The sequence below is a fragment of the Amycolatopsis thailandensis genome, from assembly GCF_042723255.1.
GTDB classification, from domain to species: Bacteria; Actinomycetota; Actinomycetes; order Mycobacteriales; family Pseudonocardiaceae; genus Amycolatopsis; species Amycolatopsis thailandensis.
Genome location: NZ_JBHXJK010000012.1, coordinates 1 through 15,743 on the forward strand (window position 1 = coordinate 1; position 15,743 = coordinate 15,743).

Here is a 15,743-nt window from a genome sequence, read left to right on the forward strand (position 1 = left end):
ATGTAGGAATTGGGACGTTCAACGTCCCAATTCCTACATCGTCACGCCCTGTCAGCCGCGGAACCACCACTCACGCCCAGTTTCAGGCGCAGGTAGGTAAATACCGGTCCGCTCTAACCCGAAACGCCACTCACGACCGCCTGGGCCGCTCTGTGCGTGAGTGATGTCGGGGATCGCGCCGGTCCGGCGGCCAGGGGGTAATCAAGGGACTCAGCGCGCCGCGTCGCGAAAGCCACTCTCGCAACCTCCTTGACCAGCGCAGAGGCGACTTTGCCGCGACCCTGACCGGCTCCGCGCCGAAGGCCCTCCGGGCCTCAAGAACCGGCCACCCGGAAGAAGTCCACCAGCCCGTCGCCGGACCGGGAACTCCGCCTCCGCTCCCACCAGGTCCGGAACGGGGTGGACGCCATCGCGTGCCGCGTGTAGGACGTCATCATCGCGCGGTACACATTCTCCGCCTGGTCCCACGTCAGCCGCTCCTTGCGCCACGCCAGTACCAGCCGCATCCGCATGGGGTCGCCCTTGAGCGGCCGGACGACCATGCCCGGCAGCTCCGGTGCGGTGGGTTCCACGAGCTGGACCGCCTGTCCCGCGGCGATCAGGGTCCGCCCGCCGCCGTTGGGGCATTCGAAGCGGATCCGCGGGGTGAATCCGGCGCGATGCGTCGCCGCGCGCAGTGACGTCAGCGAGCCGTCTTCGGGGCCCGGCGGTCCGATCCACGCTTCGTCCGCGAGCTCGGCGAGGTCGACCTCGAAGCCGTCGGCGAGCCGGTGCCGGGCGGGAAGGCCGATGAAGACCGGCACCCACGAGAACAGCACCCGATGCCCCAAATGCTTCGCCAGCGGCACTTCCTGGTCGTCGGACATGGCGATGACGGCGATGTCGAGGGTCGCGCGGGCCAGCGCCTGCGCCAGCACCGCGCTCGACGGTTCCAGGTGGACGGTCACGTCCAGGCCCGGCAGCGCGTCGTCCAGTTGCTCGACGAAGGTCGGCAGACAGTCCATTTGGGACGATCCCAGCCGGACCGGGCCGTCGCCCAGCGCGCCGAGGAGATCGCTTTCGAACCGGTCGAATTCCACGAGCAGGGTCAGCGCGCGGCGCAGCGTCTGCTCGCCGAACGGAGTCGGCGTCACACCCGTGTGGCTGCGGACGAACAGCGGCGCGCCGATCTGCCGTTCGAGCCGCTGTAGCAGCGAGGTCAGCGACGGCTGTGACATGCCCAGCGCGGCGGCCGCCTGCGAGAGGCTGCCCGCCTCGGCGATGGCGCAGATCGCCCGCAGGTGCCGGATCTCCAGGGCCATAGGCGGAGTCTATCGCCGCCGGTCATTACGTCCCGGCCGTTCGCGGTGTGAAGGTGCGACCACGACCGTGTCTACCTGAAGGGGGAGCCGATGACCGGCGACCGAACCCGGCCGGATCTGCGCGCGCTGCTGGCCGCCAAAGGGTTCCGGAACTGGATCAGCGACGACTGGGAGCCCGCCGACACCACCGTCGACGTGCCGGCCGGGACCGCCGAGGCCGCCGCCGCGCATCGCGGCAGACTGTCGGCGGAACTGCCCGGTCAGCGGATCGCGCTCGCCGCCGGACGGGCCGTCGTGCGGTCCAACGACACCTACCACGGCTTCCGCGCCGACAGCGACTTCGCCTGGCTCACCGGCTGCCAGCGCGAGGGCGCGATCCTGGTGCTGACTCCGGCGGGGGACAGCCACCACGCCACGCTGTACGTCCCGCGCCCGGCCGAGCCGGACGAGCCCGACTTCGTGGGCGACGCCGACACCAGCCCGCTGTGGGTCGGCACCGCCGCCGGGCCCGCCGCGTACGGAGAAACGCTCGGCATCGAGTGCCGCCCGCTGGAGGACCTCCCGCACGGCTTGCGCGGGCGTAATCCGAGCTTCCTGGTCGGTGCCGGGGTCGATCCCGCGCTGGACGCGTACGGCTTCGGCCACAGCGAACGACTCCGGACGGTTCTCGCGGACCTGCGCCGGATCAAGGACGACTGGGAGATCGGCCAGTTGCGCGACGCCGTCGACGCCACCGCGCTCGGGTTCGCCGACGTGCTGGCCGCGTTGCCGGAGGCGGTCCGCGGCGGCGGTGAACGCTGGCTGCAGGGCACTTTCGACCGGCGCGCCCGCACCGAGGGCACCGGCCCCGGTTACGCCTCCATCGTGGCGGCCGGGCCGCACGCGCCGATCCTGCACTGGACGCGTTGCGACGGGCAGGTGACCGAGGACAGCCTCCTGCTGCTCGACGCGGGAGTCGAGCTGGATTCCTTGTACACGGCGGACATCACCCGCACGTTCCCGGTCGGCGGGGAGTTCACGACCGCCCAGCGCGACGTCTACGACCTGGTGTACAAGGCACATCTCGCGGCGCTGGCGGAGGTGCGGCCGGGGCAGGACTTCGCCGCCTTCCAGACGACGGCGCTGGGAGTGCTGGCGTCGGGGTTGCACGATTGGGGTCTTCTCCCGGTGTCGGTGGACGAAGCGCTGTCGCCGGACGGGCAGCAGCACCGGCGGTACATCGTCTGCGGGACCGGTCATTTCCTCGGGCTGGACGTCCACGACTGCGCCTCCGCGAGTCCTACGGCCTACCGTCAGGGAACGCTCGCCGAGGGCATGGCGCTGGCGGTGGAGCCCGGTCTGTACTTCCACGCCGGTGACCGCACGGTGCCGCCGGAACTGCGCGGCCTCGGCGTCCGCATCGAGGACAACGTCGTGGTCACCGGATCGGGGCACGAACTGCTTTCCGGTGCCTTCCCCTCGACCGCCGACGAGATCACCGCCTGGGTCCGGGCGGCCAGGGGGTGAAGCACCGGAGGGCCGGGACGGTTCCGGCCCTCCGGTGTCCCCGTCAGTACGAGATGGTGTGCCCGGCGAGGATCCGCTCGGCCGCGCCGGTCGTGGACAGCCCGGCGGCGGGCCGGTCCTCGGTGAAGTACTCGCGGAAGTCCTGGCTGAAGTCGCGGGTCATCAGCGCGATCGTGCGGTTCCAGTTCCCGCCGTCCGGCCCGTCCGCCGCCCACAGGTCCAGCAGGGACGAGCCGACCCGGCCCTGCACGGTGTCGCCCGCGTCCCAACCGGGGGTCGAAGCGTCGTTCCGGAAACTGTAGGAGTTGCCGTTGTCGTAGACGTAGCGGTAGTCGCCGAGGGCGTAGGCGGCGACGGCGTCGGCGAACCCTTCGGTCCACGCGCACGACTTCGAGCTGTGCTTCTGGATGTAGTGCGGGTTGCAGTCGTCGACGACGGGGAAACCTCGCCCGTAGAGCTGCCATTGCAGCCAGTGCCCGGCCTCGTGGAGTACGAGATGCTTCGAGTCCGGCATCGTCGCGCCGAGGAAGACGTAGTTCGTGTTCGGGTAGTCCCAGTAGCCGCCGTCCGCGACCTTCGGATCCCAGACGAAGGTGATCTGGTCGCACCGGCCGTCGGACTGCCGGGCGGTCCAGCAGGACGAAACGGGGTTCGCACGCTTCCAGTAGAGGACGTTGAGCGTGTCCACCACTTTCCAAGCGCGCTGCAGCGTGGACGGCACCTTCACCGTGCCGAGGTCCTGGGTGCCGGACACGTTCGTGCGGCGGGCCGAGTCGAAGGTGTAGTCGGTGGTGTTGTTCGCGGCCTTGACGACCCGCCACATCGAGGTGCTGCTCGACCGGAACCGGACGTAGGCCTCGGCCAGGGAAGCGTTGTGACAGGCGGTGAACCGGCCGTCGGACGCGCCGGTGATTCCCGCGGCGAGTCTGCTCGCCGCGCCGGAGCCGGTGCGCCCCCACAGTTCCCAGTTCGCGTTCCGCGCCACTTGCGTGCGCACGGGTTTGCTCGTCCCGGCTTCGGCGTCGAGATGGTCGAAGGCGAGTGTGCCGGTGAGGCAGGCATTCGCGGCCGCCGTCGCCGGTGTGGTGGCCGCGAAGGCGGTCAGCCCGAGGGTGGTGATGAGCACCGCGCCGAACGCTCGAAGCCGTCGGCCCGTGGATCTGCGGATCAGCTGCACGGGAATCTCCTCGCTGGAGGGAACGACGGTGCGCCCGTGACCCTGTGTCGACGGTGACACACCGGTTGGTGAACGAGTTTCATCGCGGCCGGAGCCGCCCACCATCGCGCCGGCCCATCGGCCGCGGCTATGCCCTCCCCGGGAGAAGGCGTGTCATGATGTCCGCGAGCTCGATCGGCAAAGCGAACGATTCGCCCTCCGGTCGTACGGTCTGACGAACGACAGGGGATAAGCGGTGGAGGACGAGACGCCCTCGATCCGGGACATGCTGGCGGTCAACCTGCGGGCGGCCAGGGCGGCGCGGGGGATCTCGCTGTCGGAGCTGTCGCGGCGGTCGGGCATCGGCAAGGCGACGCTGTCGCAACTGGAGTCCGGCGGCGGGAATCCGACCATCGAGACCGTTTTCAGCTTGTCCCGGGTGCTGGAGGTGGCGATCTCCGACCTGCTCGACCATCGGGCCGGTGGCGCGCTCACCGTGGTGCGCGGCGCCGACGTCGAGGTGCTCAGCGGCGAGGGGGTCGACCTTCGGCCGCTGCAGCGGATCGAGACCGGTGACGGTGTCTTCGAGGTGTACGACCAGGTGGTGCGCGGTGACGCGCCGCAGCGCTCGCAGGGGCACGTGGGAGTCGAGCACACCGTCGTGCAGTCCGGCTCGCTGCGCGTCGAGGTGGCGGGCCGGACCGTCGAGGTCGGCCCGGGGGACTACGTCGCCTTCGACGCCCGTGAGCCGCATTGCTACACCGCTCCGGAGGGGCCGGTGCACTCGGTCCTGCTCTTGCAGTACCGCGCCGACGAGCGGCTCGACGGCAGGCCGCATCCGGTACTGAAGGGCTGACCGCTCCCGAGGTATTGACACTTCTCCGGGGCGGAACCTACCCTCCGATCGTTCGCTTTACCGAACGCTGGAGGGTCGATGAACCGAACGCGCGTGGTGGTACTCGGCGCCGGTATCGTCGGCGCCGCGTGCGCCCGTGAGCTGAGCCGGGCGGGCTTCGACGTCGTGGTCGTGGATCGCGGTCGTCCCGCCGGGGGAACCACCTCGCACGGCGAGGGCAACATCCTCGTCTCCGACAAGGGACCCGGCCCCGAGCTCGAACTCGCGAAGCTGTCGACAGGGCTCTGGCCCCGGGTGGTCGCCGAGATCGCCGACGAGGACGCGCGCGCAGCTTCGGCGATCGAGTACGACCCCAAGGGTGGCATCGTGGTCGCCACCACGGACGACGGCGCCCGGGCTCTCACGGCGTTCGCCACGTCGCAATCCGGCGTCCGCGCGGAACCGTTGTCCCTCAAGGAACTCGCCGAAGCCGAACCCGCGCTGACCCGCGAGGTGGCCGCCGCGTTCCACTACCCGGAGGACGCGCAGGTCCAGCCCGCAGGCGCGGCGCTGGCTTTGCTGGGATCCGCGTTGCGCCACGGCGCCCGGCTGCGGTCCGGCGTGGAGGTCGTCGGCGCGTCCGTCCACAAGGGACGGATCACCGGCGTCCGTGTGCCCGGCGAGGTCATCGAGGCCGACGTCGTCGTGAACGCGGCGGGTCCGTGGGCCGGTCAGGTGTCGGCGCGACTCGGCGCTCCGATCGCGATCCGCCCGCGCCGGGGCGAGGTACTGGTGACCACGCCGATGCCCGGTGTCGTCCGGCACAAGGTCTACGACGCCGATTACGTCGGCGCGGTCGGTGCCGATTCGGGCGAACTGCAGACCTCCGCCGTCGTCGAATCGACCTGGGGCGGCACCGTGCTGATCGGCTCGTCACGCCGCCGGGTGGATTTCGACGACGCGATCCGCCCGGACGTGCTGAGCGCCATCGCGGTCAAGGCCCTGCGGTTGTTCCCGGCGCTCGCCGACGTCGCGGTGATGCGGGCCTACGGCGGATTCCGGCCCTACGTCGACGACCACCTGCCGGTCCTCGGCGAGGATCCGCGGCTGGGCAACCTCTGGCACGCCACCGGGCACGAAGGCGCCGGTATCGGGCTGAGCGTCGGCACCGCGCTGTTGCTGCGCGAGCTGCTCACCGGGACGGAGCCCGCGATGCCGGTCGACGAGTTCACCGTCGACCGTCCGGCGGTACTGGCGGGAGCGGCCGCATGAGCGACCGGCCGATCCGGATCACCGTCGACGGCGAAACGCTGACCGGGATCGTGGGCCAGAGCGTGGCGGGCGTGCTGCTCGCCGCCGGACGTATCTCTTGGCGCACCACACGGTCCGGCGCACCGCGTGGCGTGTTCTGCGGGATCGGCGCGTGTTTCGACTGCCTGCTCACGGTCAACGACGTGCCCGACGTCCGCGCGTGCCGGCGTCCGGCCGTCGACGGCGACGAGATCCGCACCCAGACCCGGGAGGAGCACGCGTGAGCCGGCACGTGGTGATCGTCGGCGCCGGACCCGCCGGGCTCGCGGCCCTCGAACACGCCCTGCGGGCCGGTGCCCGCGTCACGGTGCTGGACCAGGCGGAATCGCCCGGCGGCCAGTACCACCGCATGCCGCTGGGGGCCGACGCGACACGGCGACAGGGGTTCGATCGCCGCCTGCTCGCGCATCCCCGGTGCCAGTGGTGGCCAGGGTCCACCGTCTGGGCTTTCGACCGGGTGGAAAGCCGCCTGCACCTACTGCGAGGACAGTCCGACGGTGGCGGACGTCGACGGCTGACCCTGGTTCCCGACGCGCTGATCCTCGCGACCGGCGCGCACGATCGCACCCTGCCGTTCCCCGGCTGGGAATTGCCCGGCGTGTACACCGCGGGCGCGGCGCAAGCGCTGGCGAAGGGGGAGCGGGTCGCGATCGGCGAACGGGTCCTCGTCGCCGGTGCCGGGCCGTTCCTGCTGCCGGTCGCGGAATCGCTGCTGCGTGTCGGGGCCGAGGTGGTCGCGGTCCTCGAGGCGAACCCGTTCGCGACCGTCCGAAAAGGATGGTCGTCGCGTCCGTGGCGTCTGGCCGCCCACGCCGGCAAGGCGGGGGAGCTGGCGCGTTACGCCGCGACGCTGGCCCGCCATCGCGTCCCGTACCGGCTGGGCCGCGCCGTGATCGAAGCACGCGGCACGGACCGGGTCCGCGAGGTCGTGACCGCGAAGGTCCGCGCGGACTGGTCGATCATCCCCGGCACCGAACGAACGCACGAGGTCGACGCGGTCTGCGTCGGTCACGGCTTCGTCCCGCAGCCGGAGCTGGCCGTCGCCGCGGGCTGCGTCCTGGACGGTGGGTTCGTGCGGGTCGATCGCACCCAACAGACCACAGTGGACGGTGTGTTCGCCGCGGGTGAGATCACCGGAATCGGCGGCGCGATCACCGCCGCGGCGGAGGGTGCGGTGGCGGGATGCGCCGCCGCCGGGGCAGAGCCGGCTCCGGCGTTGATCCGTGCGCGCGACCGCGCCCTCACCTTCGCCGAACGCCTCGCCACGGCTCATCCGATCGGATCGGCCTGGCGAAGCTGGCTGCGGGAAGAAACGATCGTCTGCCGTTGCGAGGAAACGACTTACGGCGAATTGACGCGTGCGGCCGGGGACCCGGCCTGCCCCGGCTCGCACGCCCTGAAACTCGGTACCCGGGCAGGCCTCGGCCCATGCCAGGGCCGGATGTGCGGCCCTACCGTGTCCGAACTCTGCGGTGGTACCGAGCGGCACCACCGCCCCGTCGTCCAGCCGATCCGGCTCGGCGAGCTCGCCGCCCGAACCGAAGGAGAACCTGAATGAGCACCCGCGATCTCGGTGGCGTCGTCGTCGCGACCGCCCTCCCGTACCGGGCGGACGAGAAGGCGCCCGCCGGGCTGGCCGTGGACTACGACGCCTACGCCGCGCACTGCCGCTGGCTGATCGACAACGGCTGCCGGGGTGTCGGCCCGAACGGTTCCCTCGGCGAGTACTCGTCGCTGACCGACGAGGAACGCCGCCGCGTCGCCCGCACCGCGATCGAGACCGTCGGCGCGGACGGGATCGTCGTCGTCGGTGTGCACGGTCCCGGATCGCATCAGGCCAGGCACTGGGCGGAGGTCGCGGCCGAGGACGGCGCCGGCGGCCTGCTCTGCCTGCCGCCCACGATGTACCGCGCGAACCGCGGCGAGGTGCTCGCGCACTTCGAGGCGGTGGCGTCGGTCGGCCTGCCGGTGATGGTCTACAACAACCCGATCGACACCAAGGTCGACCTCACGCCCGCCTTGCTGGCCGAAATCGCGGAGATCGACAACGTGGTCGCGGTCAAGGAGTTCTCCGGTGACGTCCGGCGGGTGCTGGAGATCCGCGAGCAGGCACCGCGTCTCGACGTGATCAGCGGTGCCGACGACGTCGTGCTGGAAAGCCTGCTGATGGGCGCGACGGGCTGGTTCGCCGGCTTCCCCAACGTGTTCCCCGCCGAGTCGGTGCGCCTGTTCGAACTGGCGCGATCCGGCAAGCTCGACGAGGCCAGGGCGCTCTACGAACCACTGGTGGCCGCGTTCCGCTGGGACTCGCGCACCGAGTTCGTCCAGGCGATCAAGCTCGGGATGGACCTCGTCGGCCGCTACGGCGGTCCGTGCCGTCCGCCCCGGGGGCCGCTGACCAGCGAACACCATGAGCGGGTCACCGCCGACATGCGCCGCGCTCTCGCCTCGCCGGGGGTGGAGTAGATGAGGTCGATCCGGTCGATCACCGCCGTCGACTCGCATACCGAGGGCATGCCGACGCGGGTGGTGACCGGCGGGGTCGGCGTCATCCCCGGTGACACCATGGCGGAACGCCGCCGGTACTTCATGGAGCATCTGGACCACCTGCGGCGGTTCCTGATGAACGAGCCGCGCGGGCACTCCGCGATGAGCGGCGCGATCCTGCAGCCACCGACGCGCCCGGACGCCGACTGGGGCGTGGTGTACATCGAGGTGTCGGGCTGCCTGCCGATGTGCGGGCACGGCACGATCGGCGTCGCGACCGTACTGGTGGAGACCGGCATGGTCGAGGTGACCGAACCGAAGACCGTGGTGCGCCTGGACACCCCGGCCGGGCTCGTGCACGCCGAGGTCGACGTCCGGGACGGCCGGGCGGAACGCGTCAAGCTCCGCAACGTCGCGTCGTTTCTCGCCGAACGCGACGCCGTCGTCGAGGTGCCGGGGCTCGGCGAGGTGCGCTACGACCTGGCCTACGGCGGCAACTTCTACGCCATCCTCGAACTGTCCCAAGTGGACATCCCGTTCGATCGGGCGGAGAAGGACCGGATCCTTTCAACGGGGCTGGACATCATGGCGGCGATCAACGACCAGCGCCCGCCGAAGCATCCGGCCGACCCGCTGATCGGCGGCTGCAAACACGTCCAGTTCCTCGCCCCGGGTTCGGACGCCCGTACCTCGCGGAACGCGATGGCGATCCACCCCGGCTGGTTCGACCGGTCGCCGTGCGGCACCGGCACCTCGGCCCGGATGGCCCAGCTGCACGCCCGCGGGGAGCTGCCGCTGCACACGCCGTTCGAGAACAGCTCGTTCATCGGGACCACGTTCACCGGCGAACTGGTCGCCGAGACCACCGTCGGCGGGGTTCCCGCCGTGGTGCCGGAATTCTCCGGTCGCGCGTGGATCACCGGCAACGCCACCTATCTACTGGACCCGGACGACCCGTTCCCCGCCGGCTTCGTCCTCTGACCCGCGTTTCGTCCTCTGAATGCGATCCTTGCACGCGCAAGTACCGCATTCAGAGGACGAAACGCGTCAGGCGGAGACCACGGTCCCGGCCTGGATGACGTGCCGGAACTTCTCCGGCTCGGCGAGGACGCCGATGTCTTCCAGCGGGTCCCGGTCCACGACGAGCAGATCCGCGTGCGCGCCGGGGTCCAGGGTGCCGATCTCGCCGGTCAGGTTCAGCAGGTCCGCCGCCGTCGACGTCGCGGAGCGGACGACCTCCAGCGGTGACTGGACCTCGCCGCGCAGCCGGAACTCGTGGTTCTGGTGCCGGTGCATCCCGCCGAGCAGGTCGGTGCCGTACACCAGCTTCACGCCGCCGCGGGCGGCTCGCTCCAAAGCGGCCAAGCCCGCCCCGAGGACCTCGTCGACCTTGCGCCAGCTGGATTCGGGCAGCCCGTGCTCGCGCCCTTCCTCCTTCAGCGCCCAGTACGTGACCAGAGTGGGCACGAGGTAGGCGTCGTGCCGGAGGAACAGTTCGACACTGAGGTCGTCGATCAGGTTGCCGTGCTCGATCGACCGGACGCCCAGTTCCAGCGCCCGGTTCACCGCGCGGGCGGTGTAGGCGTGCGCCGCGACGTAGCGGTTGGCCGACTCCGCCTCCTCGACGATCGCGCGCAGTTCCTCGGCGGAGTACTGCGTCGAGTCGATCCGGTCGGTGGGGGAGGCGACGCCGCCCGAAGCCATCACCTTGATGTGGTGCGCGCCCTTGCGCAGTTCGTCGCGCGCCGCCGCGCGGACCGCGTCGACACCGTCGGCGACCCGGCCGAGACCCGCGCAGCACGGATGGTCTTCGCTGACGTGGGCGCCGCGGGTGCGGCTGTCGCCGTGCCCGCCGGTCTGGCTGAGCGCGCGTCCGCAGAACAGCAGGCGCGGGCCGCGGAACAGGCCCTCGGCCTGCGCGTCGGCGAGGCCGTAGTCGGCGCCGGAGGCGTCCCGGACCGTGGTGAAGCCCCGGTCCAGCATCCGGCTCATGGTGCGGGCGCTGTGCGCGGTTACGTAAGACGGCGACGACGCGGGGAGCGAGCCCAGATCCGCTGTCGACGCGGTCACGTGCACGTGCGCGTCGACGAGACCGGGCAGCACGAACGCGCCGCGCAGGTCTTCGGTCCGCGCGTCGTCCGCGCCGAGACCGGGGCCGATCTCGACGATCCGGCCGTCGGCGCACCGGAGGTCCCCCTCGGTGTACTCGCCCTTGAGCGGGTCGAGCAGACGGGCGTTGCGCAGCAGCAGCGATCCGGTCATCGGGTTTCCTCCAGGAGTTCGCGCAGGGCCGGGACCGCCAACGGTGCCAGAGATCGGGCCGCCGCGACGGAATCGTCGTCGTAGCGGCCTTCGGCGTCGAGGATGTTGAGGACACCGAGGGTGCGGCCGTCGTCCACCACCGGCACGTTGATCACCGCGCCGCAGCCGAGCCTGTCGATGAGCTCGTGGTCGGCGAAGATTTCCCGCACGGCCGCGCTGTCCGGGCCGAAATAGGGTTCCTGCCCGGTGATGCACCGCTCCAGCCAGCCCGCCGCCACCTCGACGGTCTTCTCGCCACCGACCGGGTACTCCGCCGGGTGGCTGCTGTGCACCCGCCGCAGCGCTCGCCGTTCGGGCACCCAGGCCAGCACGGTGAACAGCCGTACGCCGATGGTGGCCCGGGTCTTGTCCTCCACGGTGGACAGTGACACGGTCACTTCGTCATCTCCTTCGCGGTCTCCACGGGCTTGCCGTGTTCGGTCAGTTCTTCCAGGGAACGGCCGGCGGTGGACAGGCCGAACACGACCACGCACACCACCCCGGCCGCCAGGACGGCGGTGGTCAGGCCGAAGACGCCGGCGAAGCCGAGGCTCGCCGCCGAGAGGCCGATGATCGTCGGGGCCAGGATGCTGCCGACGCGGCCGAACGCGCTGGACAGCCCGGTCCCGCTGGCGCGGATCCAGGTCGGGAACACCTCGGGGGTGTAGGAGTACACGCCGGCGTAGGTGCCGTTGAGGAAGAACGACAGCACCGCCCCGGCGAGGGTGATCGACCACGGCGCGTCCATCTGGCTCAGCCAGAACGCGCTCACCGCCGAACCCGCGAGGTACAGCGCGATGGTGTGCTTGCGGTCGAGCCGTTCCGAAAGCCAGGCCGCGGAGAAGTACCCGGGGATCTGCGCCAGATAGATGATGATCGAGAACTCGAAGCTCTTGGTCACGGTGATGCCGCGTTCGACGAGCAGCGTCGGGATCCAGGAGAAGAAACCGTAGTAGGAGAACGTGATCACGAACCACACGGTCCAGATCACCGCGGTGCGGCGCGCCATCGCGGGGCTCCACAGGAACTTCAGCGCGCTGAAGAGGTTGACCTTGGGGGTTTCGGTCGCGGGCTGGGCTTCGGCCTCGGGGACGGCCGGGAGTGTCTGCCCGGTCGCCTTTTCGACGTCCCGCTCCAGTTTCGAGACGATCTTCTCGGCCTCGGCGTGCCGTCCGTTCGCGACCAGGAACCTCGGCGACTCCGGCAGCGAACGGCGCCACCACAGCAGCATGACGATCGGCAGAGCGGTGATGAGCTGCGCGACCCGCCAGCCCTCCGGCACCGTCGGGACTACGAACCGTCCGATGAGCGCAGCCATGACGAACCCGAACGAGAAGAACCCGGCGAGCGCGCCGACGAACCAGCCGCGGCGTTTGGCCGGGACGAACTCCGACAGGAACGGCGCGATGATCGCGCTTTCGGCGCCCGCGCCCGCCCCGGCCAGCACCCGGGCGCCCAGGAAGATCTCGTAGTTGGGGGAGAAGGCGGCGAGGACGGAGAACACCGCGTAGAAGGCCAGCGCGTACATCATGACCTTCTTGCGGCCGATGCGGTCGCCCAGCAGACCGGCGGCGATCGCGCCGAAGAGGAAGCCGAACGGCGTCGCCGAACCGATCAGCCCGAGCTGCCCGTTGTCGAGGCCCCAGGCCGCTTTCGCGCTCGGCAGGAGGAAGGCGACCACGGCGGAGTCCATGCCGTCGAAGGTGTAGCCGAGCCCGCCGATGAGCAGGAGTTTGTAATGGGGACGGCTCAGCGGGAGCCGGTCCAGTCGTGCCAGAAGCGTCATGGGGAACGCCTTCCGTGGTTCGGGCGACGAGGAGTGCGCACAACGTATACTGCGTTTCGGCAAAACTGCAATGGTTGTTGCAAGTGGTCCGATGGGCACGATGCGTTACCGTGACGCGGTCGAGGGAGGGCGTGCGTGACAGAGACGGGAATCGACGACGGATTCGAGGCGTGGCTTCGGGAACGGACGCCGGAACGCGGCCTGCGGCCGAAGTCGGCCGCGGTGCTCGAAGTGCTGGTCTCGCAACCGCGGCGGGCGTCGTTCGGCTCGACGGCCGAGCTCGCCCAGCTCGCCGGGGTCAACGTCGCCACGGTCACCCGCACCGCGCAGGCGCTCGGGTTCGCCGGTTGGCCCGCGCTGCAACAGGAATTGCGGGCGCGGTACATGTCGTCGCTGAGCGCGCCGCAGGTGGCCGAGGAACACCGGGACGTCGACTCTCCCGGATCGGCGTCGCTGCGCCGTGACCTCGACAGCCTCGCCCTGCTCAACCGGCGGTTCGCCGAGGACGAGATCCGCAACGTCGCGGAGGCTGTCGCCGCCGCGCGCCGGACGCTCGTCATCGCCGACGGCAGTTACGCCGCCGTCGGGATCGCCTTCGCGCACAACGCCCGGCTCGCCGGTTACGACGTCCACGCGATCACCGCCGGGGACGCGGAACTCGCCAACGCCACGGCGAAACTCTCCGCCGAAGACGTGCTCATCGCGATCAGTTTCTGGCGGCTGTACGAAAGCACCGTGCTCGCGGCGAACGAGGCCAAAGCCAGGGGAGCCCGCGCCTTCGCCATCACCGACGCCGCCAGTCCCGCGCTCGCGGGCGCCGTCGAACAGGTGCTGATGGTGCCGGCCGAGGGCGTGACCTTCTTCCCGTCGCTGACCGCGGGTATGAGCCTGGTCCAGGCGATCGTCGCGCAGCTCGCCGCCGTCGATCCGGTCCGTACCGGGGAATCCATCGAAGCAGCCGAGGCCATGTGGTCGCGGTTTGATCTGCTGCATCGCCGTCCCGGGTCGGCTGAACGGTCGGTCCCGAAACGGCCGACCGGTCGAGGTGTCTCCGCCGGATGACCGATCCGGCGCACCCGGTCGGCGGGTGATCCTGGTTCCAGGCCGCCAGAACAGGTGGCTCGGGACGAGGAGGCAGACATGACGATCTTCGCGACTTTGGGCGCTTACGCCGGGTTCGCACTGCTGGTGCTGATGGCGGCGACCCCGCTGCTGGTCGAACTCGACCAGCGCTTCCCGGTCACCCGTCAGGCCAAGGCCGCCAAAGCGGCCGAACGGGAACACCGGGTGCCCGCCGGACTCGCTTCGGCGTGACGCAGAGCACAGATCGTCGCGTGGGGCTACCTCACGTGAGTGATTCCGAACCTGTCAAGTCGTAACTTTGTGTCGCGTTATGGAACGCTGAGTGACGTGACCGTGGATCTCTGCAGCAACGCCCAACCCGCCGACGCCTTCGCGGAATTCCGGAGGAACGTCGACGACCTGGCCCAGGCGTACATCGACGCCTGCCGTCAGGGCCGCGCTCCGGGCGACGCCACTCTCGACCTCCTGCAACAGGTTCACCGCGAGGACCGGAACTGGGTCGTCGTCCATCTGACTTTCGCCATCGCCGCTCTCGCGCATCAGCGAGCCCTGGCCGACACCGTCACCCGGCCAGGTGGCGTAACGGGTGCTCCGGAGCGAGCGTTGTTAGCTTCCGCGAGTGACTGATCCGACCATCTCCGCGGTCATCGCGGTGTTCGCGGGTTTCGTGCTCGCGGGCCTCCTGGCCGTCCCGTATGTCGCCGCGAGCTACCGGCGACGCGGTGAACTCGGGTTCTGGCGGGTTCTGCTGGTCTTCGGTTTCCTGATCTACGTCATGTCCTTGTGGACGTACACGCTCCTGCCCATTCCGGAGACGACGGCGTCGTGGTGCGCCGGGCACGCGTCCAGTCACCTGCAACCGCGCCCGTTCCAGTTCGTCGCCGACATCCACCGCGAACAGGCCGGGGCCGGTCTCCGGGCGTTCCTGCGCAATCCCGCCGTCCAGCAGGCGGTGTTCAACATCGCGCTCTTCGTGCCACTGGGCATGTTCGTCCGCCACCTCTTCCGCCGGGGTTTCCTCACCACCGTCGTCATCGGGTTCGCGGTCTCGCTGTTCATCGAAGTCACCCAGCTCACCGGCGTCTGGTTCCTGTTCGAGTGCCCGTACCGGCTGGCCGACGTCGACGACCTGCTGATGAACACCCTCGGCGCCGCCGTCGGCTTCGGACTCGCCCCCTTGCTGCGGTTGCTGCCGGGGAACGAGCCGTCCGCGCCGCCGGGAGCGCCCCGGCCGGTCACCGCGCGCCGCCGTCTGCTCGGGATGGCCGTCGACGTCGTCTCGGTCGTCCTGCTCGGCACGACCGTCGGGATCGTGACGACCTTGCTGGCGGGCGAACCGAACACCGTGGTCACCGCGCTGATCGGCACCCTGTTGCCGGCTCTGCTCCTCCTCTTCGTCATCCCTGTCGCGGGCAACGGCGCCAGCTTCGGCCAGCGGGTCGTCCTGCTGCGCCCCGCCGGACCGGACGGCGGGAAACCCGCACTGTGGCGGATGATCGTGCGGTTCTTGACCGGCTCCGGCGGCTATTTCACCCTGCTCACCCTGGCATCGGTGGTGAACGGCGGGTTCGAGCCGCTGGCGAACCTGTTGTTCTTCGTCAGCGGCATCCTCGCGATCCGGCCGCAAGGCCACAAAGGACTGTCCGGGCTCGTCGCCGGGCTGCGGATGGTCGACGCGCGCGCGATCGACGTCTCGGAGAAGCCGTCCGCCTCCGTCGACGTGCACAGTGGTGCCGGTCAGGACGGGGATGGCCGACGTTCTTGAGGGGTAAGGCCGGTTGGCGTGTTCGGGGGTCGCTGGGTGCCGGCCTCGGGGACCGCAAGGCCTGTGGTGAAGGGGACTTTCCGCGCGTGTGATGAGGGGAAAGCTCCCTTCACCTCAAGGAGGCCTTCACGGACTTGCCACCTGGCAGGACACCTGTGCCGAACGGTTCAAGAGAAACCTTGCCGAGGCGATTTCTTTCGGCTTGTCTCGCC

Annotated in this window: 16 protein-coding genes; 11 read left to right on the forward strand and 5 right to left on the reverse strand. The window is 70.3% G+C overall.

What is annotated here, in order from left to right; all coding sequences use genetic code 11:
• Positions 1–314 precede the first annotated feature (314 nt).
• Positions 315–1,301: a LysR family transcriptional regulator gene (locus ACFWMR_RS06975; RefSeq protein ID WP_378276610.1), complete on the reverse strand. Its 987-nt coding sequence runs from the start codon at positions 1,299–1,301 to the stop codon at positions 315–317.
• A 90-nt stretch (positions 1,302–1,391) separates the two neighbouring features.
• On the opposite strand from ACFWMR_RS06975, the gene ACFWMR_RS06980 reads away from it, so the two are divergent.
• On the forward strand, positions 1,392–2,807 hold the full coding sequence (locus ACFWMR_RS06980; RefSeq protein ID WP_378377651.1) for an aminopeptidase P family protein: 1,416 nt from the start codon (positions 1,392–1,394) through the stop codon (positions 2,805–2,807).
• A 43-nt stretch (positions 2,808–2,850) separates the two neighbouring features.
• On the opposite strand, the gene ACFWMR_RS06985 is transcribed toward ACFWMR_RS06980, so the two are convergent.
• Positions 2,851–3,984 carry a metalloprotease gene (locus tag ACFWMR_RS06985; RefSeq protein ID WP_378377653.1) on the reverse strand — a complete coding sequence of 378 codons (1,134 nt, stop codon included), beginning with the start codon at positions 3,982–3,984 and terminating at the stop codon, positions 2,851–2,853.
• Positions 3,985–4,219: 235 nt separating this feature from the next.
• Here ACFWMR_RS06985 and ACFWMR_RS06990 point away from each other — a divergent pair, with 235 nt between their 5' ends.
• The 6 genes from ACFWMR_RS06990 (at position 4,220) to ACFWMR_RS07015 (ending at position 9,577) form a co-directional block, all read left to right on the forward strand.
• Entirely contained in the window at positions 4,220–4,819 is a 600-nt protein-coding gene (locus tag ACFWMR_RS06990) for a helix-turn-helix domain-containing protein (protein WP_378377655.1), read from the forward strand.
• Between the two features lie 78 nt (positions 4,820–4,897).
• Entirely contained in the window at positions 4,898–6,070 is a 1,173-nt protein-coding gene (locus ACFWMR_RS06995; RefSeq protein ID WP_378377657.1) for an NAD(P)/FAD-dependent oxidoreductase, read from the forward strand.
• Entirely contained in the window at positions 6,067–6,333 is a 267-nt protein-coding gene (locus ACFWMR_RS07000) for a (2Fe-2S)-binding protein (RefSeq protein WP_378377659.1), read from the forward strand. Before ACFWMR_RS06995 ends, ACFWMR_RS07000 begins: the two co-directional genes overlap by 4 nt.
• Positions 6,330–7,667, forward strand: a complete 1,338-nt coding sequence (locus ACFWMR_RS07005; protein ID WP_378377661.1) for an FAD/NAD(P)-dependent oxidoreductase — start codon at positions 6,330–6,332, stop codon at positions 7,665–7,667. The genes ACFWMR_RS07000 and ACFWMR_RS07005 overlap by 4 nt, the downstream gene beginning before the upstream one ends.
• Positions 7,664–8,575, forward strand: coding sequence for a dihydrodipicolinate synthase family protein (locus ACFWMR_RS07010; protein WP_378377663.1), 912 nt, complete (start codon positions 7,664–7,666; stop codon positions 8,573–8,575). Before ACFWMR_RS07005 ends, ACFWMR_RS07010 begins: the two co-directional genes overlap by 4 nt.
• A complete protein-coding gene (locus tag ACFWMR_RS07015; protein ID WP_093934819.1) occupies positions 8,576–9,577 on the forward strand; it encodes a proline racemase family protein in 1,002 nt (333 codons plus the stop codon).
• 66 nt (positions 9,578–9,643) lie between these two features.
• On the opposite strand, the gene ACFWMR_RS07020 is transcribed toward ACFWMR_RS07015, so the two are convergent.
• From ACFWMR_RS07020 to ACFWMR_RS07030, 3 genes are read right to left on the reverse strand one after another with little or no spacing between them, the layout of a single operon-like run.
• Positions 9,644–10,858, reverse strand: a complete 1,215-nt coding sequence (locus ACFWMR_RS07020) for a metal-dependent hydrolase family protein (protein WP_378377665.1) — start codon at positions 10,856–10,858, stop codon at positions 9,644–9,646.
• Positions 10,855–11,295, reverse strand: a complete 441-nt coding sequence (locus ACFWMR_RS07025) for a GAF domain-containing protein (RefSeq protein ID WP_378377667.1) — start codon at positions 11,293–11,295, stop codon at positions 10,855–10,857. Before ACFWMR_RS07025 ends, ACFWMR_RS07020 begins: the two co-directional genes overlap by 4 nt.
• A complete protein-coding gene (locus ACFWMR_RS07030) occupies positions 11,292–12,683 on the reverse strand; it encodes an MFS transporter (protein ID WP_378377669.1) in 1,392 nt (463 codons plus the stop codon). The genes ACFWMR_RS07025 and ACFWMR_RS07030 overlap by 4 nt, the downstream gene beginning before the upstream one ends.
• 135 nt (positions 12,684–12,818) lie before the next feature.
• Here ACFWMR_RS07030 and ACFWMR_RS07035 point away from each other — a divergent pair, with 135 nt between their 5' ends.
• From ACFWMR_RS07035 to ACFWMR_RS07050, 4 genes are all read left to right on the forward strand, one after another.
• The gene (locus ACFWMR_RS07035) at positions 12,819–13,745 is read left to right on the forward strand and encodes a MurR/RpiR family transcriptional regulator (RefSeq protein ID WP_378377671.1); all 927 of its coding nucleotides are present in this window, start codon (positions 12,819–12,821) and stop codon (positions 13,743–13,745) included.
• Positions 13,746–13,823: 78 nt separating this feature from the next.
• A complete protein-coding gene (locus ACFWMR_RS07040) occupies positions 13,824–13,997 on the forward strand; it encodes a hypothetical protein (protein WP_378377673.1) in 174 nt (57 codons plus the stop codon).
• A gap of 96 nt (positions 13,998–14,093) precedes the next feature.
• Positions 14,094–14,393 carry a hypothetical protein gene (locus ACFWMR_RS07045; protein ID WP_378377675.1) on the forward strand — a complete coding sequence of 100 codons (300 nt, stop codon included), beginning with the start codon at positions 14,094–14,096 and terminating at the stop codon, positions 14,391–14,393.
• The gene (locus tag ACFWMR_RS07050; protein ID WP_378377677.1) at positions 14,386–15,531 is read left to right on the forward strand and encodes a VanZ family protein; all 1,146 of its coding nucleotides are present in this window, start codon (positions 14,386–14,388) and stop codon (positions 15,529–15,531) included. Before ACFWMR_RS07045 ends, ACFWMR_RS07050 begins: the two co-directional genes overlap by 8 nt.
• Positions 15,532–15,743 lie beyond the last annotated feature (212 nt).